We start from the raw sequence: 22,129 nt of genomic DNA, 5'->3' as shown, positions 1-22,129 counted from the left end.
TTCATTCCCTGTCCCACAAGGGCGGGAATTGATTTGTGAGCAATACAGACACGCAGTTCCAGGCTGCGGGTCATTATAGAGAATCCGGGTTATGTTGCAGTTTATTCTCCGACGTTTGGGACTCGTCATCCCCACGTTTATCGGTATTACCCTTCTCACATTTGCCTTTGTCCACATGATCCCGGGCGATCCGGTGATGATCATGGCGGGCGAGCGTGGGATCTCCCCAGAGCGTCACGCGCAATTGCTGGCTGAACTCGGCTTAGATAAACCGATGTGGCAGCAGTATCTCCATTACATTTGGGGCGTAATGCACGGTGATTTAGGCATTTCCATGAAAAGCCGAATTCCGGTATGGGAAGAGTTCGTGCCGCGCTTTCAGGCTACGCTGGAACTTGGCGTCTGCGCGATGATTTTTGCGACGGCAGTCGGTATTCCGGTTGGTGTGCTGGCTGCGGTTAAACGTGGTTCCATTTTCGATCACACAGCGGTTGGCCTGGCGCTGACCGGCTACTCGATGCCAATTTTCTGGTGGGGCATGATGCTGATCATGCTGGTTTCGGTGCACTGGAACCTGACGCCTGTCTCCGGTCGTGTGAGCGACATGGTGTTCCTCGATGATTCCAATCCGTTAACCGGTTTTATGCTGATCGACACCGCCATCTGGGGTGAAGACGGTAACTTTATCGATGCCGTCGCCCATATGATCCTACCCGCCATTGTGCTGGGTACCATCCCGCTGGCGGTCATTGTGCGTATGACGCGCTCCTCGATGCTGGAAGTGCTGGGCGAAGATTATATCCGCACCGCGCGTGCCAAAGGTCTTACCCGGATGCGGGTGATTATCGTCCATGCGCTGCGTAACGCGATGCTGCCGGTGGTGACCGTTATCGGCCTGCAGGTGGGAACATTGCTGGCGGGGGCGATTCTGACTGAAACCATCTTCTCGTGGCCCGGTCTGGGGCGTTGGTTGATTGACGCACTGCAACGCCGCGATTATCCGGTAGTGCAGGGCGGCGTATTGCTGGTGGCGACGATGATTATCCTCGTCAACCTGCTGGTCGATTTGCTGTACGGCGTGGTGAACCCGCGTATTCGTCATAAGAAGTAAGGGGACATCATGTCACAGGTTACTGAAAATAAAGTGATTAGCGCACCGGTGCCGATGACCCCGTTACAGGAGTTCTGGCACTATTTTAAACGCAACAAAGGCGCGGTTGTCGGGCTGGTTTACGTCGTCATCGTGCTGTTTATCGCGATCTTTGCCAACTGGATTGCACCCTATAACCCGGCGGAACAGTTCCGCGATGCACTGCTCGCCCCGCCAGCCTGGCAGGAAGGCGGCAGCATGGCGCACTTGCTGGGCACTGATGACGTGGGGCGTGATGTGCTGTCGCGGCTGATGTACGGCGCGCGCTTGTCGCTGCTGGTTGGCTGTCTGGTAGTGGTGTTATCGCTGATTATGGGCGTTATTCTCGGCCTGATCGCTGGTTACTTTGGCGGTCTGGTCGATAACATCATCATGCGCGTGGTCGATATCATGCTGGCGCTGCCAAGTCTACTGCTGGCACTGGTGCTGGTGGCGATTTTCGGCCCGTCGATTGGTAACGCCGCGCTGGCGCTAACCTTCGTTGCGCTGCCGCATTATGTGCGCTTAACCCGCGCCGCCGTGCTGGTGGAAGTTAACCGCGATTACGTCACCGCGTCTCGCGTGGCGGGTGCCGGGGCAATGCGCCAGATGTTTATTAACATCTTCCCGAACTGCCTTGCGCCGCTGATTGTTCAGGCGTCGCTCGGTTTCTCTAACGCTATTCTCGATATGGCCGCCCTTGGCTTCCTCGGCATGGGGGCGCAGCCGCCAACGCCGGAGTGGGGCACCATGCTCTCTGACGTGTTGCAGTTCGCGCAAAGCGCCTGGTGGGTCGTGACCTTCCCGGGTCTGGCGATCCTGCTGACGGTGCTGGCATTTAACCTGATGGGTGACGGTCTGCGTGACGCGCTCGATCCCAAACTGAAGCAGTAAGAGGTTCGAGATGGCGTTATTAAATGTAGATAAATTATCGGTGCATTTCGGCGACGAAAGCGCACCGTTCCGCGCCGTAGACCGCATCAGCTACAGCGTAAAACAGGGCGAAGTAGTCGGGATTGTGGGTGAGTCCGGCTCTGGTAAATCGGTCAGTTCGCTGGCGATTATGGGGCTGATTGATTATCCGGGCCGCGTAATGGCGGAAAAGCTGGAGTTTAACGGTCAGGATTTACAGCGTATCTCAGAAAAAGAGCGCCGCAACCTGGTGGGTGCCGAAGTGGCGATGATCTTCCAGGACCCGATGACCAGCCTTAACCCGTGCTACACCGTGGGTTTCCAGATTATGGAAGCGATTAAGGTGCATCAGGGCGGCAACAAAAGTACCCGCCGTCAGCGGGCGATTGACCTGCTGAATCAGGTCGGTATTCCCGATCCGGCATCGCGTCTGGATGTTTACCCGCATCAGCTTTCCGGCGGCATGAGCCAGCGCGTGATGATCGCCATGGCGATTGCCTGTCGGCCAAAACTGCTGATTGCCGATGAACCAACCACTGCGCTGGACGTGACCATTCAGGCGCAAATCATTGAACTACTGCTGGAGCTACAGCAGAAAGAGAACATGGCGCTGGTGTTAATTACCCATGACCTGGCGCTGGTGGCGGAAGCGGCACATAAAATCATCGTGATGTATGCAGGTCAGGTGGTGGAAACGGGCGATGCGCACGCCATCTTCCATGCGCCGCGTCACCCGTATACTCAGGCATTGCTGCGTGCGCTGCCGGAATTTGCTCAGGATAAAGAACGTCTGGCGTCGTTGCCAGGTGTTGTTCCCGGCAAGTATGACCGTCCGAACGGCTGCCTGCTTAACCCGCGCTGTCCCTACGCCACTGACAAATGCCGCGCTGAAGAACCGGCGCTGAATATGCTCGCTGACGGGCGTCAGTCCAAATGCCACTACCCACTTGATGATGCCGGGAGGCCGACACTATGAGTACGCAAGAGGCCACCTCGCAACAACCGCTGTTGCAGGCTATCGACCTGAAAAAACATTATCCGGTGAAGAAAGGTATGTTCGCGCCGGAACGTCTGGTGAAGGCGCTGGACGGCGTTTCGTTTAACCTTGAACGTGGCAAAACGCTGGCAGTAGTAGGTGAATCTGGCTGCGGTAAATCGACCCTCGGTCGGTTACTGACGATGATCGAAACGCCCACCGGTGGTGAGCTGTATTACCAGGGGCAGGATCTGCTCAAGCACGATCCGCAGGCGCAGAAGTTGCGTCGGCAGAAAATCCAGATCGTCTTTCAGAATCCCTATGGTTCGCTAAATCCGCGTAAAAAAGTTGGGCAAATTCTTGAAGAGCCGCTGCTTATTAATACCAGCTTAAGCAAAGATCAGCGTCGGGAAAAAGCCCTGTCGATGATGGCGAAAGTCGGCCTGAAAACCGAGCATTACGACCGCTATCCGCATATGTTCTCCGGCGGTCAGCGTCAGCGTATCGCCATTGCCCGTGGTCTGATGCTCGACCCGGATGTGGTGATTGCCGATGAGCCGGTTTCCGCGCTGGACGTCTCAGTGCGTGCGCAGGTGCTGAATCTGATGATGGATTTGCAGCAGGAGTTGGGGCTGTCTTATGTCTTTATCTCCCACGACCTGTCAGTGGTTGAGCACATTGCCGATGAAGTGATGGTGATGTACCTGGGCCGCTGCGTGGAGAAGGGAACGAAGGACCAAATCTTCAATAACCCGCGTCATCCGTACACTCAGGCGCTACTCTCCGCGACGCCGCGCCTGAACCCGGACGATCGCCGCGAGCGCATCAAGCTCACCGGTGAACTGCCAAGCCCGCTCAATCCACCGCCGGGTTGCGCCTTCAACGCCCGCTGTCGTCGGCGCTTCGGCCCCTGCACCCAGTTGCAGCCGCAGCTAAAAGACTACGGCGGTCAACTGGTAGCTTGTTTTGCTGTTGATCAGGATGAAAATCCGCAGCGTTAACTCACAAAACCGGGGCCGTGCGCTCCGGTTTACTCAATCAGCTTCAACAGTGGCGACAAGCATAGCAAAATGCCGTAAAGCAGAATCAGCCAGGCTTTAAATCCGCGAAGTTTTTCCAGTTGTGCGACTTTATAGATCAGGAAAAACGGAATGAGGCACGACACAATGCCATATAACGGGCTTCCCAACTGAAAGAACACCAGCACCGATACACGAAACGAAACCCAAATCGTCAACGTAATGACGATAAAAGCGCAGATCGCCAGAGTCAGCACGCGTGAATTAATTTTCTTGGTATCAATAATTCGGCTTAACAGATTGAGAATAATGCCTTTAATGGCCTCGTGGAAACCGAGATAAATGCCAAAGAATGCGGTCAGTACGGCAAAGATATTCAGCACCGTAGAGGTGATATGAATGATATGCCCAGGGATCACCTGCGCGGCCAGTGCCAGTGCCGAGATATTTTGTTCAAAGGCAGAAACGGCTTCTTCGTGGCTAATTGAGAAGGTAAACGAAAAGGCAAAAAACAGGATCACCGCGATGAGCGTGACATAACTAATTCGGTGGGTACGCAGCGCGAGCCGGGTTGCCAGTACTTTATCCGCTTCCCGTTTACGATAGGCAATATTCATTGGGTTAAGTACCTGAATAAATACCGCAGAAAAGAAGCAAAAGGGAATGGTAAGCAGGACATCGCGGAAAAAGACGGAGGCTTGCGGGAAGGCGGTTATATTGGCGAAATTCCAGTGCGGGATCATCGCAAAACCGAACACGACGATAATCCCTACTTTGACCACCACCATTGGCCCGGAAATCTTAAACAGTAATCGTTCACCACCAGACGCAATTGCCACCAGTACGGCGAAAATGGCGACTTTATAAAGTAGAGATTGTGAAAGATCGGCATCGGTTAAACCGAAGGTTTTCAGGTACGAGGCGCTGTCGAAAACCACGGAGAGAGAGTAGATAAAAATCCCGTGGATAATCATCAAAAAGTAGATAACCCCGAGGAAAATTCCCCAGTTCTTCCCCAGGTAATGACTGATAATATCGGTGTAGTCATTACAGGAATCGCTTTCAGAAAGGGTTTTTAAATAAATGTCCTGCACTACCCAGGTGGCAGGATAAGCAATGATCGCTGCGGTAATAAATACCCAAATTCCCTTCAAGCCAATTTGTACTGGCATCAGCACGGTTCCGGCACCAATCGCCATGCCTATGCATAATAAAACCCAGCCGAAGTCGTAGCGTGTAAACGGCAATTTCTGATCGTGTTTCGGTAGTGTGTTGTGCTGCATAAAGTCCTGTCCAGAAAGAAGTCGGCCTCGCAAAAATGAATAAACCCAGTTTCTCTTGCGCAACAGGTGGAGAAGTCGAATACGCAGTATGTAAAAAATGAGGCAACAGATTCACTGGGGAGGTCGCGAGGAGGCGCAATTCTACAAAATTGCGCATTTCACTACCAGTCTGGAGTCAGCCCGGATATGAACTGCAACTATTGCAAATAAAGAAATTAAGCTGGAATGCATCACGCAATGAGGAAGATTGCCGGGTGCTGACGGTAAAAAGCAATCGTAGAATCAGCGGCAAGCCGGAAAGGTTCCGGTGAGGCGCAATGTTGCGGGGGCTTAATCCCTGGTGGCATTGGTTGCTGGAGAGAGAAAACCCCCGCATATTGCAGGTATGCACCTGACAACATCACGGGGGCTAATCTTGAACCTAGACCACTCAAGAATAGCCGCGAAACGTTGTCATTACAACACAGGCGGCTATATGACGCTCGCAGAACTGGGCATGGCCTTCTGGCATGATTTAGCGGCTCCGGTCATTGCTGGCATTCTTGCCAGCATGATCGTGAACTGGCTGAATAAGCGGAAGTAACGTGTCAGACGGGCGTCAGGCTGCCGTAATGGCAATTTGCGCCCGGACCAGGCCGCAGGGATAAAACTCTGCGGCCTTTTTCGTAAGAAAAATGCAACGGTTGCAAGCGGATAATATTCTGCGGAATGCGCAGCACAGAGTGAAGACGTGACGGATTCCGGAACAGAAAAACAGTCGTAGAATCAGCGGCAAGCCGGAAAGGTTCCGGTGAGGCGCAATGTTGCGGGGGCTTTATCCCTGGTGGCATTGGTTGCTGGAGAGAGAAAACCCCCGCACGTTGCAGGTATGCACCTGACAACACCACGGGGGCTAATCTTGACTCTAGACCACTCAAGAATAGCCGCGAAACGTTGTCATTACAACACAGGCGGCTATATGACGCTCGCAGAGCTGGGCATGGCCTTCTGGCATGATTTAGCGGCTCCGGTCATTGCTGGCATTCTTGCCAGCATGATCGTGAACTGGCTGAACAAGCGGAAGTAACGTGTCAGACGGGCGTCAGGCTGCCGTAATGGCAATTTGCGCCCGGACCAGGCCGCAGGGATAAAACTCTGCGGCCTTTTTCGTAAGAAAAATGCAACGGTTGCAAGCGGATAATATTCTGCGGAATGCGCAGCACAGAGTGAAGAAGTGATGGATTTCGACGAACAAAAATGGCCGTAGAATCAGCGGCAAGCCGGAAGGGTTCCGGTGAGGCGCAATGTTGCGGGGGGCTTTATCCCTGGTGGCATTGGTTGCTGGAGAGAGAAAACCCCCGCACGTTGCAGGTATGCACCTGACAACACCACGGGGGCTAATCTTGACTCTAGACCACTCAAGAATAGCCGCGAAACGTTGTCATTACAACACAGGCGGCTATATGACGCTCGCAGAGCTGGGCATGGCCTTCTGGCATGATTTAGCGGCTCCGGTCATTGCTGGCATTCTTGCCAGTCTGATCGTGAACTGGCTGAACAAGCGGAAGTAACGTGTCAGACGGGCGTCAGGCTGCCGTAATGGCAATTTGCGCCCGGACCAGGCCGCAGGGATAAAACTCTGCGGCCTTTTTCGTAAGAAAAATGCAACGGTTGCAAGCGGATAATATTCTGCTGAATGCGCAGCACAGAGTGAAGAAGTGATGGATTTCGACGAACAAAAATGGCCGTAGAATCAGCGGCAAGCCGGAAGGGTTCCGGTGAGGCGCAATGTTGCGGGGGGCTTTATCCCTGGTGGCATTGGTTGCTGGAGAGAGAAAACCCCCGCACGTTGCAGGTATGCACCTGACAACATCACGGGGGCTAATCTTGAACCCAAACAACTCAAGAATAGCCGCGAAACGTTGTCATTACAACAGAGGCGGCTATATGACGCTCGCAGAACTGGGCATGGCCTTCTGGCATGATTTAGCGGCTCCGGTCATTGCTGGCATTCTTGCCAGTCTGATCGTGAACTGGCTGAACAAGCGGAAGTAACGTGTCAGACGGGCGTCAGGCTGCCGTAATGGCAATTTGCGCCCGGACCAGGCCGCAGGGATAAAACTCTGCGGCCTTTTTCGTAAGAAAAATGCAACGGTTGCAAGCGGATAATATTCTGCGGAATGCGCAGCACAGAGTGAAGACGTGACGGATTCCGGAACAGAAAAACAGTCGTAGAATCAGTGGCAAGCCGGAAGGGTTCCGGTGAGGCGCAATGTTGCGGGGGGCTTAATCCCTGGTGGCATTGGTTGCTGGAGAGAGAAAACCCCCGCACGTTGCAGGTATGCACCTGACAACATCACGGGGGCTAATCTTGAACCTTAACAACTCAAGAATAGCCGCGAAACGTTGTCATTACAACAGAGGCGGCTATATGACGCTCGCAGAACTGGGCATGGCCTTCTGGCATGATTTAGCGGCTCCGGTCATTGCTGGCATTCTTGCCAGTCTGATCGTGAACTCGCTGAATAAGCGGAAGTAACGTGTCATGCGGGCGTCAGGCTGCCGTAATGGCAAGTTGCGCCCGGACCAGGCCGCAGGGGTGAAACTCTGCGGCCTTTTTCGTTCTTATTGCGGGTAAGGCACCCAGTCGCCGCCGTTCAGGCGAACGTACGGTTTATCCTGGTATTGAATAACTACTGCATTTGAGTTCTCGGAGACCGGTGCTGTTTGTGGCAACCCACTGGTGAGTTTTTTCCAGTCAACATTGTCTTCGGTGAAAATCTTGCCATCAAGAACCCGAACCACCAGATCGGAGATAGCCAGGAAGCTGCTCGGTTGGTCGATGACAATCGGTGCCCCCTGATGTGGTGCCTTCATGCCGAAGAATTTCACCCCAACGGGGACGTCTGTGATAGACGGGCTAGGGATATCACGTAGGCCAGATACCTGCATTCTGTCGCCCTTCAGCGCGCCGCCGTGTTCTGGCACCACGACCACCATCACTTTACGACCCGATTTCTCCAGTTCAGTAAAGAAGGCGTCCAGTTCATCAAAGAATTTCTGCGCCCGCGCTTTGTAATCCGCTGTTTTGCTGACGCCCGGATAATGGTTGCCGTCATGCAGTGGAAGCGTGTTGTAGAACGTGGCACTACGGCTGTTTTTATCTTTTTCGGTAACGTCCAGCCAGCGGTTAAGCACGGCGGTATCGTCATAAACCGGCGAACCATCAAAGCCCAGCAAAATAACCGGCAGATTTGTTTGATCCATCAATTCGGTCTGCATGCCACCATTTTCGCGAACTTCTTTCAAAAAACCGCCGAACTGGCCGTTATGTCCCATCATCAGGTGCTGGGTAAAGCCCAGTTTCGACAGGTTATCAAACAGATAGCAGTCATTATTTGCCGGTTGATACAGATTAGTGTGCGAAGTCTGCCCGCAGCTGGCGCGCAGTAAACGGATCGCCGCCGGGCCACTGTGGGAGGTGGCGGAGTTAAAGTTCTTGAACTCAATATCGAAATGCGACCACAGCGGATGCGACATCAACCCGGCGGCTTCAATATCCGACCAGGAAAGCGAACAGATATTAATCACCAGTAGTTCAAATGGCTGAGCATCAGCGGGCAGCGAAGACGGGAAGGTCGATTTACGTTTCGCCTCCGCGTTATAGAAATTATTCAGCCAGGCGTTAAGGTTCGCCGTTGTTGGCGGTGCAGTTTGTGCGGGCATATCACCCACTACCGGTGCGCCACCCGTCGCCGCAACGGTTGCCGCTGCGTTACCACCCGTCGTTGTTACAGTGGTCGTCGGTTGACCGGCAGGCCACAAGGAGAAACTTGGTCCCGCCAGGGTAAGTACGTTCAGCCATAGCAGAATGGCAACCACAAAAACGGTAATGCGAATCCATTGTGACAGGAATAACCAGGCCACTAATAAAACAAAAATGGCCCCAATCATCTGCCAGTTAATAAAGCGTGTGACAAGGTCGATTAAATAATCGGTACTGAACCCCGCCACCTGCGAACCCTGGCTCATTATGCTTTCCGGGCCAGGCAACCAGGTGTCATGCCAGAACAAAGCAAAGCCGATCGGCAGGGCAATCCAGTGGCGTAAGCGATGCAGGCTGTAGCGCGGAATGGGCATCAGCAGAAACGCGGCAAACACCAGATTGAGGAGCGGATGGAAGTTAAGATATCCTGCCCACAACAGGCCGAACTTAACCAGAAAATAGAAGTTCCAGCCGGAAAGGCCGCGCCAGTATTGCCAGAGGGAAGAAGGCATGGCGGTATTTTGCGTAAATTGAGTCATTTTTTGGTTGCCCTGGCTTTTTCCGTGCGGCGTAACGTCCCGGCCGGTTTAACATAACGAGGTTTAGCAAAGAACAAACGTAAGGTGTCGCGAATGCGTCGCAAAGAGTGCCGCGCCAGATAGCCCAGCGGGAAAAATATCAGTGCGCAAACGACAATAATTTCAATGATATCGCTGATGGTCATCATGATGAGCGCTCCACAGCATCATCTAACAGTCGCATTGGTTCTGGTATTCGTCGCCAGTGGCGACCATCGTGCTCGGCATTGATGACCGGTTTAGAACTTTGCGTTAAAGGCAGCGGCATGCCCCATTGTTCTGGGGCAAGCAGGCGCATCTGCACCAGCTCGGCACTGATTTGATCATCTTCAAACCAGACCATACGGTTTGAGAAAATGTCGCCAGTCGGCAATGGGAAAATATGATTCAACGCGGTATCCAGATCGTTAATCCGACAGAATGAGAGAAACAGCACCAGCCGATTACCGCCAATGGTCATGATATCGCCAGTGCGATTAGGGCGACATAGCGTCAGGGCTTGCTCAACGCGGATACCCGGTACCGGACGTAGGGCAACCAGAACGCCTTTACCGTGGGCAGGTAATAGAGGGTTATTCATCATGTTGTTGACGGCATTACAGAACACATCCCACTTCTGGAAACCACGCAGTTTGAGCGGCTGGGTCATTGACAGCAAGGTAGTGATATCTTCCGGCACATAGCGACTAAACTTCTGCCCTTGCACGCTTTCGATCATCGTCAGACAGCGGGAGAGTGGGGCATTCCATGGGATAACCATATTTGCACCGCAGGCCAATAACAAACGTTCATCGGTGGCGCGCAGGCTAGCGGTATTTTCCCGTACGAGGATTTTCATCGCACTACCGCGCTGGCGACGCAGAGTATGAATGCTGCGGGCCAGTGGCTCGATTTGCGCATTTTGTTGTAAAGAAAAGACCACCGTCGCCGCCTGAGCGGTACGGGCTTCATTAAACAGGACTTCGTTATTGTTGAACAGTTGCCAGTGTTCCGATAGCGGCGGCGCACCTTCAAGTACAGAAACATTACTCAGAATGCGTTTTTCGTCGCTGCGTGGTTGGATTTCCGCCTCTTGGTGTTGAACTAATGTCCAGCAACCATTTTGTTGCTGAACGCTAAGCTGCTGACGGGCGCTGACCCCTTTTTCGTTGCACCAGAAAGCAATATCCAGCAAATGTTGGTCGCCCTGAAAACGCAAACTGGCAAGACCAAAAAGTGAACGGTATTCCTCAAGTAACAATGAAAATTGTTTATCGTTATTATTTCCGGAATTAATTACCAAAAGCGAACAATGGTTTAGCCGGCTCCATTTATTCATTTTATCCAACCATGAGCGAAGCCGCTCGGCAGGAATGTTTTGCCATGCGTTATTTGCGCAAACAAGAATAAAAAGGTAATTATGGGGATCAATAGAACACTGCAAATCACGGGCCAAATAGTATAGACCTTTTTCATGATTTAGCATTGAAAATAATGTTATTTTTCCCGGCCCTTGAGAATCATCTAATTGAAAGATTTTCGCTGGATCGCTGTCCATGCTAATGACCGCGACGTGTGCGGTTTCAGCCTGGGATGCAATTGTTTGATTCGCCAGACTGATAGCATCTTCATGGCGATCGACGTTAAACCACCAGACGCCGCCTGCTGGCATATGTCGCAGCTCATCCCATAATGATGAGATACCGATAGAGAATACAGGGTCCACAATGTCCCTCATGTCAACATTTTGTCTGATTATCAGTTTACTAGCGAAAGCTAAGAAATAAACCTACCATTGAAATTAAAACTTATCAGATTTAGCATGTGAATCAATTTAGCAGGTCACAAGACATGTGATTTTAGTCTTTTCGTTTTTAACTTTTTCTGTTGCGTAACGGAAAGTCAAAAAGTGAGCACATTCCCGTCTCGCCGTAAACAATAAACCGGCGAAATGCTCACGGTTAGAATTGTCTCATGAACGGTACGGTTATTTCATAGGGATCAAGCAAATGAATAACAATGAACCAGATACTCTGCCTGATCCCGCGATAGGCTATATCTTCCAGAATGATATTTTGGCGTTAAAGCAGGCATTTTCACTGCCTGATATTGATTATGCCGATATTTCCCAACGCGAACAGTTGGCCGCGGCATTAAAACGCTGGCCGTTGCTGGCAGAGTTTGCGCAACAAAAGTAGGGGATTGGTGAATGGCCGTACTGGGATTGCAGGGGGTGCGGGGAGGCGTGGGGACAACAACCATCACCGCCGCATTAGCCTGGTCATTACAAATGTTGGGAGAAAATGTCCTGGTGGTCGATGCCTGCCCGGACAACTTGTTGCGCCTGTCATTTAACGTTGATTTTACCCACCGTCAGGGCTGGGCCAGAGCTATGCTGGATGGCCAGGACTGGCGTGACGCCGGGTTGCGCTATACCTCGCAGCTCGATTTGCTGCCTTTTGGTCAGTTATCCATTGAAGAACAAGAAAATCCACAGCACTGGCAAACCCGGCTGAGCGATATTTGCTCCGGCTTACAGCAACTAAAAGCCAGCGGGCGTTACCAGTGGATTTTAATTGACTTACCGCGTGATGCCTCACAGATAACCCACCAGCTGCTGAGTTTGTGCGATCACTCGCTGGCAATCGTCAATGTGGATGCCAACTGCCATATCCGACTGCATCAGCAAGCGCTGCCGGATGGCGCGCATATTTTGATTAATGACTTCCGTATCGGCAGTCAGGTTCAGGACGATATTTACCAGCTTTGGTTGCAAAGCCAGCGCCGATTACTGCCAATACTCATTCATCGTGATGAAGCGATGGCTCAATGCCTGGCGGCTAAGCAACCAGTCGGTGAATACCGCAGTGATGCGCTGGCGGCTGAAGAGATACTGACGCTGGCTAACTGGTGCCTGTTGAACTATTCCGGGCTGAAAACGCCAGTCGGGAGTGCATCATGAGTATCCTGACCCGGTGGTTGCTTATCCCGCCGGTCAACGCGCGGCTTATCGGGCGTTATCGCGATTATCGTCGTCACGGTGCGTCGGCTTTCAGCGCGACGCTCGGCTGTTTTTGGTTGATCCTGGCCTGGATTTTTATTCCGCTGGAGCACCCGCGCTGGCAGCGTATTCGCGCAGAACATAAAAACCTGTATCCGCATATCAACGCCTCGCGTCCGCGTCCGCTGGACCCGGTCCGTTATCTCATTCAAACATGCTGGTTACTGATCGGTACATCGCGCAAAGAAACGCCGAAACCGCGCAGGCGGACATTTTCAGGTCTGCAGAATATTCGTGGACGTTACCATCAATGGATGAACGAGCTGCCTGAGCGCGTTAGCCATAAAACACAGCATCTCGATGAGAAAAAAGAACTCGGCCATTTGAGCGCCGGGGCGCGGCGGTTGATCCTCGGTATCATCGTCACCTTCTCGCTGATTCTGGCGTTAATCTGCGTTACCCAGCCGTTTAACCCGCTGGCGCAGTTTATCTTCCTGATGCTGCTGTGGGGTGTAGCGCTGATCGTACGGCGGATGCCGGGGCGCTTCTCGGCGCTAATGTTGATTGTGCTGTCGCTGACCGTTTCTTGCCGTTATATCTGGTGGCGCTACACCTCTACGCTGAACTGGGACGATCCGGTCAGCCTGGTGTGCGGGCTTATTCTGCTGTTCGCCGAAACGTACGCGTGGATTGTGCTGGTGCTCGGTTACTTCCAGGTGGTATGGCCGCTGAATCGTCAGCCGGTGCCATTGCCGAAAGATATGTCGCTGTGGCCGTCGGTGGATATCTTTGTCCCGACTTACAACGAAGATCTCAACGTGGTGAAAAATACGATTTACGCCTCGCTGGGTATCGACTGGCCGAAAGACAAGCTGAACATCTGGATCCTCGATGACGGCGGCAGGGAAGAGTTTCGCCAGTTTGCGCAAAACGTGGGGGTGAAATATATCGCCCGTACCACTCATGAACATGCGAAAGCGGGCAACATCAACAATGCGCTGAAATATGCCAAAGGCGAGTTCGTGTCGATTTTCGACTGCGACCACGTACCAACGCGATCGTTCCTGCAAATGACCATGGGCTGGTTCCTGAAAGAAAAACAACTGGCGATGATGCAGACGCCGCACCACTTCTTCTCACCGGACCCGTTTGAACGCAACCTGGGACGTTTCCGTAAAACACCGAACGAAGGCACGCTGTTCTATGGTCTGGTGCAGGACGGCAACGATATGTGGGACGCCACCTTCTTCTGCGGTTCATGTGCGGTGATTCGCCGTAAACCGCTGGATGAAATTGGCGGCATTGCTGTCGAAACGGTAACTGAAGATGCGCATACTTCTCTGCGTTTGCACCGTCGTGGCTATACCTCCGCGTATATGCGTATTCCGCAGGCGGCGGGGCTGGCGACCGAAAGTCTGTCGGCGCATATCGGTCAGCGTATTCGCTGGGCGCGCGGGATGGTACAAATCTTCCGTCTCGATAACCCGCTCACCGGTAAAGGGCTGAAGTTTGCTCAGCGGCTATGTTACGTCAACGCCATGTTCCACTTCTTGTCGGGCATTCCACGGCTGATCTTCCTGACTGCGCCGCTGGCGTTCCTGCTGCTTCATGCCTACATCATCTATGCGCCAGCGTTGATGATTGCCCTGTTCGTGCTGCCGCATATGATCCATGCCAGCCTGACCAACTCCAAGATCCAGGGCAAATATCGCCACTCTTTCTGGAGTGAAATCTACGAAACGGTGCTGGCGTGGTATATCGCACCACCGACGCTGGTGGCGCTGATTAACCCGCACAAAGGCAAATTTAACGTCACCGCCAAAGGTGGACTGGTGGAAGAAGAGTACGTCGACTGGGTGATCTCGCGGCCCTACATCTTCCTTGTTCTGCTCAACCTGGTGGGCGTTGCGGTAGGCATCTGGCGCTACTTCTATGGCCCGCCAACCGAGATGCTCACCGTGGTCGTCAGTATGGTGTGGGTGTTCTACAACCTGATTGTTCTTGGCGGCGCAGTTGCGGTATCGGTAGAAAGCAAACAGGTACGCCGATCGCACCGCGTGGAGATGACGATGCCCGCGGCAATTGCCCGCGAAGATGGTCACCTCTTTTCGTGTACCGTTCAGGATTTCTCCGACGGTGGTTTGGGGATCAAGATCAACGGTCAGGCGCAGATTCTGGAAGGGCAGAAAGTGAATCTGTTGCTTAAACGTGGTCAGCAGGAATACGTCTTCCCGACCCAGGTGGCGCGCGTGATGGGTAATGAAGTTGGGCTGAAATTAATGCCGCTCACCACCCAGCAACATATCGATTTTGTGCAGTGTACGTTTGCCCGTGCGGATACATGGGCGCTCTGGCAGGACAGCTATCCGGAAGATAAGCCGCTGGAAAGTCTGCTGGATATTCTGAAGCTCGGCTTCCGTGGCTACCGCCATCTGGCGGAGTTTGCGCCTTCTTCGGTGAAGGGCATATTCCGTGTGCTGACTTCTCTGGTTTCCTGGGTTGTATCGTTTATTCCGCGCCGCCCGGAGCGGAGCGAAACGGCACAACCATCGGATCAGGCTTTGGCTCAACAATGATGATAACGCGATGAAAAGAAAACTATTCTGGATTTGTGCAGTGGCTATGGGGATGAGTGCGTTCCCCTCTTTCATGACGCAGGCGACGCCAGCAACGCAACCACTGATCAATGCTGAGCCAGCTGTAGCCGCCCAGACGGAACAAAATCCGCAGGTGGGGCAAGTGATGCCGGGCGTGCAGGGCGCTGATGCCCCCATCGTGGCGCAGAACGGTCCTTCGCGTGATGTGAAGCTGACCTTTGCGCAAATTGCGCCGCCGCCGGGCAGCATGGTGCTACGTGGCATTAACCCGAACGGCAGCATTGAGTTTGGTATGCGCAGTGATGAAGTGGTGACGAAGGCGATGCTCAACCTCGAATACACGCCATCGCCATCGTTACTGCCTGTCCAGTCGCAGTTAAAGGTTTATCTCAATGATGAACTGATGGGCGTGCTGCCAGTGACCAAAGAACAGTTGGGTAAAAAAACGCTGGCGCAAATGCCCATTAACCCACTGTTTATTACCGACTTCAACCGTGTGCGGCTGGAGTTTGTCGGCCATTATCAGGACGTGTGCGAAAACCCGGCCAGCACCACGCTTTGGCTGGATGTTGGGCGGAGCAGTGGACTGGATTTGACCTATCAGACCCTGAATGTGAAGAATGACCTGTCACACTTCCCGGTGCCATTCTTTGACCCGCGTGATAACCGCACCAACACCTTGCCGATGGTCTTTGCGGGTGCGCCGGATGTTGGGCTGCAACAAGCATCTGCCATTGTCGCCTCGTGGTTTGGTTCGCGTTCTGGCTGGCGTGGGCAGAACTTCCCGGTGCTCTATAACCAACTGCCGGATCGCAATGCCATTGTTTTTGCCACTAATGACAAACGGCCGGACTTCCTGCGCGATCATCCGGCGGTAAAAGCCCCGGTGATTGAAATGATCAACCATCCGCAGAATCCTTACGTCAAACTGCTGGTGGTCTTTGGTCGTGACGACAAAGACCTGTTGCAGGCAGCGAAAGGTATCGCTCAGGGTAACATTCTGTTCCGTGGTGAAAGCGTGGTAGTGAATGAAGTGAAACCGCTGCTACCGCGTAAGCCGTACGATGCGCCGAACTGGGTGCGTACCGATCGTCCGGTCACCTTTGGTGAACTGAAAACCTATGAAGAACAGTTACAATCCAGCGGTCTTGAGCCAGCAGCGATTAACGTTTCGCTAAATCTGCCGCCGGATCTCTACCTGATGCGCAGTACCGGCATTGATATGGATATCAACTATCGCTACACCATGCCGCCGGTGAAAGACAGTTCGCGGATGGATATCAGCCTGAATAACCAGTTCCTGCAATCCTTCAACCTGAGCAGTAAACAGGAGGCGAACCGCCTGCTGCTGCGGATTCCGGTATTACAAGGTTTGCTGGATGGCAAAACGGATGTCTCTATTCCGGCGCTGAAACTGGGCGCGACCAACCAGTTGCGGTTCGACTTTGAGTATATGAACCCGATGCCGGGCGGTTCGGTGGATAACTGTATTACCTTCCAGCCGGTGCAGAATCATGTGGTGATTGGTGACGACTCCACCATCGACTTCTCGAAGTATTACCACTTCATCCCGATGCCGGATCTACGCGCCTTTGCTAACGCGGGCTTCCCGTTCAGCCGGATGGCGGATCTGTCACAAACCATCACCGTGATGCCGAAAGCGCCTAACGAAGCACAGATGGAAACCTTGCTGAATACCGTTGGCTTTATCGGTGCGCAGACGGGCTTCCCGGCGATTAACCTGACGGTGACCGATGATGGCAGCACCATTCAGGGCAAAGATGCCGACATCATGATCGTCGGTGGTATCCCGGACAAACTGAAAGACGACAAGCAGATCGACCTGTTGGTGCAGGCGACCGAAAGCTGGGTGAAAACGCCGATGCGCCAGACCCCGTTCCCCGGCATTGTACCGGACGAGAGCGATCGCGCGGCAGAAACTCAGTCAACGCTGACCTCTTCCGGTGCGATGGCAGCGGTGATTGGCTTCCAGTCGCCGTATAACGACCAGCGTAGCGTGATTGCGCTGCTGGCAGATAGCCCACGCGGTTATGAAATGCTTAACGATGCGGTGAACGATAGCGGCAAACGCGCCACCATGTTCGGTTCGGTCGCGGTGATCCGCGAGTCCGGTATCAATAGCCTGCGTGTTGGCGACGTCTATTACGTTGGCCATCTGCCGTGGTTCGAACGCTTATGGTATGCCCTGGCAAACCATCCGATTCTGCTGGCGGTGCTGGCGGCAATCAGCGTCGTGCTGCTGGCATGGGTACTGTGGCGTTTGCTGCGTATTATCAGCCGTCGTCGTCTTAACCCGGATAACGAGTAATTGAAGATGAATGTGTTGCGTAGTGGACTCGTGACGATGCTGCTGCTGGCTGCCTTTAGTGTTCAGGCAGCCTGCAACTGGCCTGCCTGGGAGCAATTCAAAAAGGATTACATCAGTCAGGAAGGGCGCGTCATTGACCCAAGTGACGCGCGTAAAATCACCACTTCCGAAGGGCAAAGTTACGGCATGTTCTTTGCCCTGGCGGCTAACGACCGTGCAGCTTTCGATAATATTCTCGACTGGACGCAGAACAATCTCGCTCAGGGTTCTTTAAAAGAACGTTTGCCCGCATGGCTGTGGGGCAAGAAAGAGAACAGTAAGTGGGAAGTGCTGGACAGCAATTCGGCCTCCGATGGTGATGTCTGGATGGCCTGGTCGTTGCTGGAGGCGGGGCGTTTGTGGAAAGAGCAGCGTTATACCGACATCGGCAGCGCGTTGTTAAAACGTATTGCGCGGGAGGAAGTGGTGACGGTGCCTGGGCTGGGTTCCATGTTGTTGCCGGGCAAAGTGGGATTTGCAGAGGATAACAGCTGGCGTTTTAACCCCAGCTACCTGCCGCCGACGCTGGCGCAGTATTTCACCCGCTTTGGCGCGCCGTGGACTACGCTGCGCGAAACCAATCAACGTTTATTGCTGGAAACCGCCCCGAAAGGCTTTTCGCCAGACTGGGTGCGCTATGAGAAAGACAAAGGCTGGCAGCTAAAAGCCGAAAAAACATTGATCAGCAGCTACGACGCGATCCGCGTTTACATGTGGGTAGGCATGATGCCTGACAGCGATCCGCAAAAAGCGCGGATGCTCAACCGGTTTAAACCGATGGCGACATTCACCGAGAAAAACGGTTATCCGCCGGAAAAAGTGGATGTGGCTACGGGGAAAGCACAGGGTAAAGGACCGGTCGGTTTTTCTGCCGCCATGCTGCCCTTTTTACAAAACCGCGATGCGCAGGCCGTTCAGCGCCAGCGCGTGGCCGATAACTTTCCCGGCAGCGATGCCTATTACAACTATGTGCTGACCCTGTTTGGACAAGGCTGGGATCAACACCGTTTCCGCTTCTCGACAAAAGGTGAGTTATTACCTGACTGGGGCCAGGAATGCGCAAATTCACACTAAACATATTCACGCTTTCCCTCGGTCTGGCCGTCATGCCGATGGTCGAGGCAGCACCAACCGCTCAGCAACAGTTGCTGGAGCAAGTTCGGTTAGGCGAAGCGACCCATCGTGAAGACCTGGTGCAACAGTCGTTGTATCGTCTGGAACTTATTGATCCGAATAACCCGGACGTCGTTGCCGCCCGTTTCCGTTCTCTGTTACGTCAGGGCGATATTGATGGCGCGCAAAAACAGCTCGATCGGCTGTCGCAGTTAGCGCCGAGTTCAAATGCGTATAAATCGTCGCGGACCACAATGTTGCTTTCCACGCCGGATGGTCGTCAGGCACTGCAACAGGCAAGATTGCAGGCGACTACTGGTCATGCAGAAGAAGCTGTGGCGAGTTACAACAAACTGTTCAACGGTGCGCCGCCGGAAGGTGACATTGCCGTCGAGTACTGGAGTACGGTGGCGAAAATTCCGGCTCGCCGTGGCGAAGCGATTAATCAGCTAAAACGCATTAATGCGGATACGCCGGGCAATACGGGCCTGCAAAACAATCTGGCGCTATTGCTGTTTAGTAGCGATCGCCGTGACGAAGGTTTTGCCGTCCTGGAACAGATGGCGAAATCGAACGCCGGGCGCGAAGGGGCCTCTAAAATCTGGTACGGGCAGATTAAAGACATGCCCGTCAGCGATGCCAGTGTGTCGGCACTGAAAAAATATCTCTCGATCTTTAGCGATGGCGATAGCGTGGCGGCTGCACAATCGCAACTGGCAGAACAGCAAAAACAGCTGGCCGACCCTGCTTTCCGCGCTCGTGCGCAAGGTTTAGCGGCGGTGGACTCTGGTATGGCGGGTAAAGCCATTCCCGAACTACAACAGGCGGTGCGGGCAAACCCGAAAGACAGTGAGGCTCTGGGGGCGCTGGGCCAGGCGTATTCTCAGAAAGGCGATCGCGCCAATGCGGTGGCGAATCTGGAAAAAGCCCTCGCACTGGACCCGCACAGCAGCAACAACGACAAATGGAACAGTCTGCTGAAAGTAAACCGCTACTGGCTGGCAATCCAGCAGGGCGATGCTGCGCTGAAAGCCAATAATCCTGACCGGGCAGAACGCCTGTTCCAGCAGGCGCGTAATGTCGATAACACCGACAGCTATGCAGTGCTTGGGCTGGGCGATGTGGCGATGGCGCGCAAAGATTACCCCGCCGCTGAACGCTATTATCAGCAGACCCTGCGTATGGACAGCGGCAACACTAACGCCGTGCGCGGGCTGGCAAATATTTACCGCCAGCAATCGCCAGAAAAAGCTGAAGCGTTTATCGCCTCGCTCTCTGCCAGTCAGCGGCGTAGCATTGATGATATCGAACGCAGCCTACAAAACGACCGTCTGGCACAGCAGGCAGAGGCACTGGAAAACCAGGGCAAATGGGGGCAGGCGGCAGCACTTCAGCGGCAACGACTGGCGCTGGATCCCGGCAGCGTATGGATTACTTACCGACTTTCGCAGGATCTCTGGCAGGCCGGACAACGCAGCCAGGCTGATACATTAATGCGCAATCTGGCACAGCAGAAGCCGAACGACCCGGAGCAGGTTTACGCTTACGGGCTGTATCTCTCTGGTCATGACCAGGACAGAGCGGCGCTGGCGCATATCAACAGCCTGCCGCGCGCGCAGTGGAACAGCAATATTCAGGAACTGGTTAATCGCCTGCAAAGCGATCAGGTGCTGGAAACCGCTAATCGCCTGCGAGAAAACGGCAAAGAAGCTGAAGCGGAAGCGATGCTGCGCCAGCAACCACCTTCCACGCGCATAGACCTCACGCTGGCTGACTGGGCGCAACAACGACGTGATTACACCGCCGCTCGCGCTGCATATCAGAATGTCCTGACGCGGGAGCCAACTAACGCCGATGCCATTCTTGGTCTGACGGAAGTGGATATTGCTGCCGGTGACAAAGCGGCGGCACGTAGCCAGCTGGCGAAACTGCCCGCCACTGATAACGCCTCGCTGAACACTCAGCGGCGCGTGGCGCTGGCACAGGCGCAGCTTGGCGATACCGCAGCGGCGCAGCAGACGTTTAATAAGTTGATCCCGCAGGCAAAATCTCAGCCACCGTCGATGGAAAGCGCGATGGTGCTGCGCGACGGTGCGAAGTTTGAAGCGCAGGCGGGCGATCCAACGCAGGCGCTGGAAACCTACAAAGACGCGATGGTCGCATCCGGTGTGACCACGACGCGTCCGCAGGATAACGACACCTTTACCCAGCTGACCCGTAACGACGAGAAAGATGACTGGCTGAAACGCGGCGTGCGCAGCGATGCAGCGGACCTCTATCGCCAGCAGGATCTTAACGTCACCCTCGAGCACGATTACTGGGGTTCGAGCGGCACCGGTGGTTACTCCGATCTGAAAGCGCACACCACTATGTTGCAGGTGGATGCGCCGTATTCTGACGGGCGGATGTTCTTTCGCAGTGATTTCGTCAATATGAACGTCGGCAGTTTCTCCACTAATGCCGATGGTAAATGGGATGACAACTGGGGCACCTGTACATTACAGGATTGTAGCGGCAACCGCAGCCAGTCGGATTCCGGTGCCAGCGTGGCGGTCGGCTGGCGAAATGACGTCTGGAGCTGGGATATCGGTACCACGCCGATGGGCTTCAACGTGGTGGATGTGGTTGGCGGCATCAGTTACAGCGATGATATCGGGCCGCTGGGTTACACCGTTAACGCCCATCGTCGGCCCATCTCCAGTTCTTTGCTGGCCTTTGGTGGGCAAAAAGACTCTCCGAGCAATACCGGGAAAAAATGGGGCGGCGTGCGTGCCGACGGCGTGGGGCTAAGTCTGAGTTACGATAAAGGTGAAGCAAACGGCGTCTGGGCATCGCTTAGCGGTGATCAGTTAACTGGTAAAAATGTCGAAGATAACTGGCGCGTGCGCTGGATGACGGGCTATTACTATAAGGTCATCAACCAGAATAATCGCCGTGTGACCATTGGTCTTAACAATATGATCTGGCATTACGACAAAGACCTGAGTGGCTACTCACTTGGTCAGGGCGGTTACTACAGCCCGCAGGAATACCTGTCGTTTGCCATACCGGTGATGTGGCGGGAGCGGACGGAAAACTGGTCGTGGGAGCTGGGGGCGTCTGGCTCGTGGTCGCATTCACGCACCAAAACCATGCCGCGTTATCCGCTGATGAATCTGATCCCGACCGACTGGCAGGAAGAAGCTGCGCGGCAATCCAACGATGGCGGCAGCAGTCAGGGCTTTGGCTACACGGCGCGGGCATTACTTGAACGACGTGTTACCTCCAACTGGTTTGTCGGCACGGCAATTGATATCCAGCAGGCAAAAGATTACGCACCCAGCCATTTCCTGCTCTACGTACGTTATTCCGCCGCCGGATGGCAGGGTGACATGGATTTACCGCCGCAGCCGCTGATACCTTACGCCGACTGGTAAGTTTTCAGATAGC

General features: G+C 53.8%; 19 protein-coding genes. 15 read left to right on the top strand and 4 right to left on the bottom strand.

Features of this window, described 5'->3' with window-relative positions; genetic code table 11:
• Positions 1–91 precede the first annotated feature (91 nt).
• From dppB to dppF, 4 genes are read left to right on the top strand one after another with little or no spacing between them, the layout of a single operon-like run.
• Positions 92–1,111 (top strand): dipeptide ABC transporter permease DppB, encoded by a 1,020-nt coding sequence (gene dppB / locus ACJHWR_RS09575; RefSeq protein WP_000938855.1) that lies wholly within the window; start codon positions 92–94, stop codon positions 1,109–1,111.
• A gap of 9 nt (positions 1,112–1,120) precedes the next feature.
• The gene (dppC, locus tag ACJHWR_RS09570; RefSeq protein ID WP_000084677.1) at positions 1,121–2,023 is read left to right on the top strand and encodes a dipeptide ABC transporter permease DppC; all 903 of its coding nucleotides are present in this window, start codon (positions 1,121–1,123) and stop codon (positions 2,021–2,023) included.
• Positions 2,024–2,033: 10 nt separating this feature from the next.
• On the top strand, positions 2,034–3,017 hold the full coding sequence (dppD, locus tag ACJHWR_RS09565; protein ID WP_001196484.1) for a dipeptide ABC transporter ATP-binding protein: 984 nt from the start codon (positions 2,034–2,036) through the stop codon (positions 3,015–3,017).
• Positions 3,014–4,018, top strand: coding sequence for a dipeptide ABC transporter ATP-binding subunit DppF (gene dppF, locus ACJHWR_RS09560; RefSeq protein WP_000107033.1), 1,005 nt, complete (start codon positions 3,014–3,016; stop codon positions 4,016–4,018). Before dppD ends, dppF begins: the two co-directional genes overlap by 4 nt.
• A gap of 29 nt (positions 4,019–4,047) precedes the next feature.
• Here the strand turns inward: dppF and ACJHWR_RS09555 are convergent, their stop codons facing one another.
• Positions 4,048–5,319 (bottom strand): aromatic amino acid transport family protein, encoded by a 1,272-nt coding sequence (locus ACJHWR_RS09555; protein ID WP_001307456.1) that lies wholly within the window; start codon positions 5,317–5,319, stop codon positions 4,048–4,050.
• A 475-nt stretch (positions 5,320–5,794) separates the two neighbouring features.
• On the opposite strand from ACJHWR_RS09555, the gene ACJHWR_RS09550 reads away from it, so the two are divergent.
• The 5 genes from ACJHWR_RS09550 to ACJHWR_RS09530 all read left to right on the top strand — a co-directional run bounded on the left by ACJHWR_RS09550 (position 5,795) and on the right by ACJHWR_RS09530 (position 7,837).
• On the top strand, positions 5,795–5,902 hold the full coding sequence (locus ACJHWR_RS09550; protein ID WP_001295224.1) for a type I toxin-antitoxin system toxin Ldr family protein: 108 nt from the start codon (positions 5,795–5,797) through the stop codon (positions 5,900–5,902).
• A 375-nt stretch (positions 5,903–6,277) separates the two neighbouring features.
• A complete protein-coding gene (locus ACJHWR_RS09545) occupies positions 6,278–6,385 on the top strand; it encodes a type I toxin-antitoxin system toxin Ldr family protein (RefSeq protein ID WP_001295224.1) in 108 nt (35 codons plus the stop codon).
• A 376-nt stretch (positions 6,386–6,761) separates the two neighbouring features.
• Complete coding sequence (locus ACJHWR_RS09540; RefSeq protein ID WP_000170738.1) at positions 6,762–6,869, top strand: type I toxin-antitoxin system toxin Ldr family protein; 108 nt, start codon at positions 6,762–6,764, stop codon at positions 6,867–6,869.
• Positions 6,870–7,245: 376 nt separating this feature from the next.
• The gene (locus ACJHWR_RS09535; protein WP_000170738.1) at positions 7,246–7,353 is read left to right on the top strand and encodes a type I toxin-antitoxin system toxin Ldr family protein; all 108 of its coding nucleotides are present in this window, start codon (positions 7,246–7,248) and stop codon (positions 7,351–7,353) included.
• Positions 7,354–7,729: 376 nt separating this feature from the next.
• Positions 7,730–7,837 (top strand): type I toxin-antitoxin system toxin Ldr family protein, encoded by a 108-nt coding sequence (locus ACJHWR_RS09530; protein ID WP_000170736.1) that lies wholly within the window; start codon positions 7,730–7,732, stop codon positions 7,835–7,837.
• Between the two features lie 86 nt (positions 7,838–7,923).
• Here the strand turns inward: ACJHWR_RS09530 and bcsG are convergent, their stop codons facing one another.
• The 3 genes from bcsG to bcsE are packed head-to-tail and all read right to left on the bottom strand — an operon-like array spanning position 7,924 to position 11,359.
• Positions 7,924–9,603 (bottom strand): cellulose biosynthesis protein BcsG, encoded by a 1,680-nt coding sequence (bcsG, locus tag ACJHWR_RS09525; RefSeq protein ID WP_000191584.1) that lies wholly within the window; start codon positions 9,601–9,603, stop codon positions 7,924–7,926.
• Complete coding sequence (bcsF, locus tag ACJHWR_RS09520) at positions 9,600–9,791, bottom strand: cellulose biosynthesis protein BcsF (RefSeq protein WP_000988308.1); 192 nt, start codon at positions 9,789–9,791, stop codon at positions 9,600–9,602. The genes bcsG and bcsF overlap by 4 nt, the downstream gene beginning before the upstream one ends.
• Positions 9,788–11,359 carry a cellulose biosynthesis c-di-GMP-binding protein BcsE gene (gene bcsE / locus ACJHWR_RS09515; protein WP_001204946.1) on the bottom strand — a complete coding sequence of 524 codons (1,572 nt, stop codon included), beginning with the start codon at positions 11,357–11,359 and terminating at the stop codon, positions 9,788–9,790. Before bcsE ends, bcsF begins: the two co-directional genes overlap by 4 nt.
• Positions 11,360–11,630: 271 nt before the next feature.
• Here bcsE and bcsR point away from each other — a divergent pair, with 271 nt between their 5' ends.
• From bcsR to bcsC, 6 genes are read left to right on the top strand one after another with little or no spacing between them, the layout of a single operon-like run.
• Positions 11,631–11,819, top strand: a complete 189-nt coding sequence (gene bcsR / locus ACJHWR_RS09510) for a cellulose biosynthesis protein BcsR (RefSeq protein ID WP_001063314.1) — start codon at positions 11,631–11,633, stop codon at positions 11,817–11,819.
• 11 nt (positions 11,820–11,830) lie between these two features.
• Positions 11,831–12,583 carry a cellulose biosynthesis protein BcsQ gene (gene bcsQ / locus ACJHWR_RS09505; protein ID WP_000279524.1) on the top strand — a complete coding sequence of 251 codons (753 nt, stop codon included), beginning with the start codon at positions 11,831–11,833 and terminating at the stop codon, positions 12,581–12,583.
• Positions 12,580–15,198 (top strand): UDP-forming cellulose synthase catalytic subunit, encoded by a 2,619-nt coding sequence (bcsA, locus tag ACJHWR_RS09500; RefSeq protein ID WP_000025855.1) that lies wholly within the window; start codon positions 12,580–12,582, stop codon positions 15,196–15,198. The genes bcsQ and bcsA overlap by 4 nt, the downstream gene beginning before the upstream one ends.
• 10 nt (positions 15,199–15,208) lie before the next feature.
• Positions 15,209–17,548, top strand: a complete 2,340-nt coding sequence (gene bcsB / locus ACJHWR_RS09495; protein ID WP_001316714.1) for a cellulose biosynthesis cyclic di-GMP-binding regulatory protein BcsB — start codon at positions 15,209–15,211, stop codon at positions 17,546–17,548.
• Positions 17,549–17,554: 6 nt separating this feature from the next.
• Positions 17,555–18,661 carry a cellulose synthase complex periplasmic endoglucanase BcsZ gene (gene bcsZ / locus ACJHWR_RS09490; protein ID WP_001330682.1) on the top strand — a complete coding sequence of 369 codons (1,107 nt, stop codon included), beginning with the start codon at positions 17,555–17,557 and terminating at the stop codon, positions 18,659–18,661.
• A complete protein-coding gene (gene bcsC / locus ACJHWR_RS09485) occupies positions 18,643–22,116 on the top strand; it encodes a cellulose synthase complex outer membrane protein BcsC (protein ID WP_001225150.1) in 3,474 nt (1,157 codons plus the stop codon). Before bcsZ ends, bcsC begins: the two co-directional genes overlap by 19 nt.
• Positions 22,117–22,129 lie beyond the last annotated feature (13 nt).

The organism is Escherichia sp. WS568 (assembly GCF_046486085.1).
Lineage (GTDB): Bacteria > Pseudomonadota > Gammaproteobacteria > Enterobacterales > Enterobacteriaceae > Escherichia > Escherichia coli.
This window is presented reverse-complemented; position numbering and strand designations above follow the sequence as displayed.

Coding starts and splice junctions, on each gene's coding strand:
- dppB (WP_000938855.1), top strand. CDS start 92: ATGTTGCAGTTTATTCTCCGACGTTTGGGACTCGTCATCCCCACGTTT.
- dppC (WP_000084677.1), top strand. CDS start 1,121: ATGTCACAGGTTACTGAAAATAAAGTGATTAGCGCACCGGTGCCGATG.
- dppD (WP_001196484.1), top strand. CDS start 2,034: ATGGCGTTATTAAATGTAGATAAATTATCGGTGCATTTCGGCGACGAA.
- dppF (WP_000107033.1), top strand. CDS start 3,014: ATGAGTACGCAAGAGGCCACCTCGCAACAACCGCTGTTGCAGGCTATC.
- ACJHWR_RS09555 (WP_001307456.1), bottom strand. CDS start 5,319: ATGCAGCACAACACACTACCGAAACACGATCAGAAATTGCCGTTTACA.
- ACJHWR_RS09550 (WP_001295224.1), top strand. CDS start 5,795: ATGACGCTCGCAGAACTGGGCATGGCCTTCTGGCATGATTTAGCGGCT.
- ACJHWR_RS09545 (WP_001295224.1), top strand. CDS start 6,278: ATGACGCTCGCAGAGCTGGGCATGGCCTTCTGGCATGATTTAGCGGCT.
- ACJHWR_RS09540 (WP_000170738.1), top strand. CDS start 6,762: ATGACGCTCGCAGAGCTGGGCATGGCCTTCTGGCATGATTTAGCGGCT.
- ACJHWR_RS09535 (WP_000170738.1), top strand. CDS start 7,246: ATGACGCTCGCAGAACTGGGCATGGCCTTCTGGCATGATTTAGCGGCT.
- ACJHWR_RS09530 (WP_000170736.1), top strand. CDS start 7,730: ATGACGCTCGCAGAACTGGGCATGGCCTTCTGGCATGATTTAGCGGCT.
- bcsG (WP_000191584.1), bottom strand. CDS start 9,603: ATGACTCAATTTACGCAAAATACCGCCATGCCTTCTTCCCTCTGGCAA.
- bcsF (WP_000988308.1), bottom strand. CDS start 9,791: ATGATGACCATCAGCGATATCATTGAAATTATTGTCGTTTGCGCACTG.
- bcsE (WP_001204946.1), bottom strand. CDS start 11,359: ATGAGGGACATTGTGGACCCTGTATTCTCTATCGGTATCTCATCATTA.
- bcsR (WP_001063314.1), top strand. CDS start 11,631: ATGAATAACAATGAACCAGATACTCTGCCTGATCCCGCGATAGGCTAT.
- bcsQ (WP_000279524.1), top strand. CDS start 11,831: ATGGCCGTACTGGGATTGCAGGGGGTGCGGGGAGGCGTGGGGACAACA.
- bcsA (WP_000025855.1), top strand. CDS start 12,580: ATGAGTATCCTGACCCGGTGGTTGCTTATCCCGCCGGTCAACGCGCGG.
- bcsB (WP_001316714.1), top strand. CDS start 15,209: ATGAAAAGAAAACTATTCTGGATTTGTGCAGTGGCTATGGGGATGAGT.
- bcsZ (WP_001330682.1), top strand. CDS start 17,555: ATGAATGTGTTGCGTAGTGGACTCGTGACGATGCTGCTGCTGGCTGCC.
- bcsC (WP_001225150.1), top strand. CDS start 18,643: ATGCGCAAATTCACACTAAACATATTCACGCTTTCCCTCGGTCTGGCC.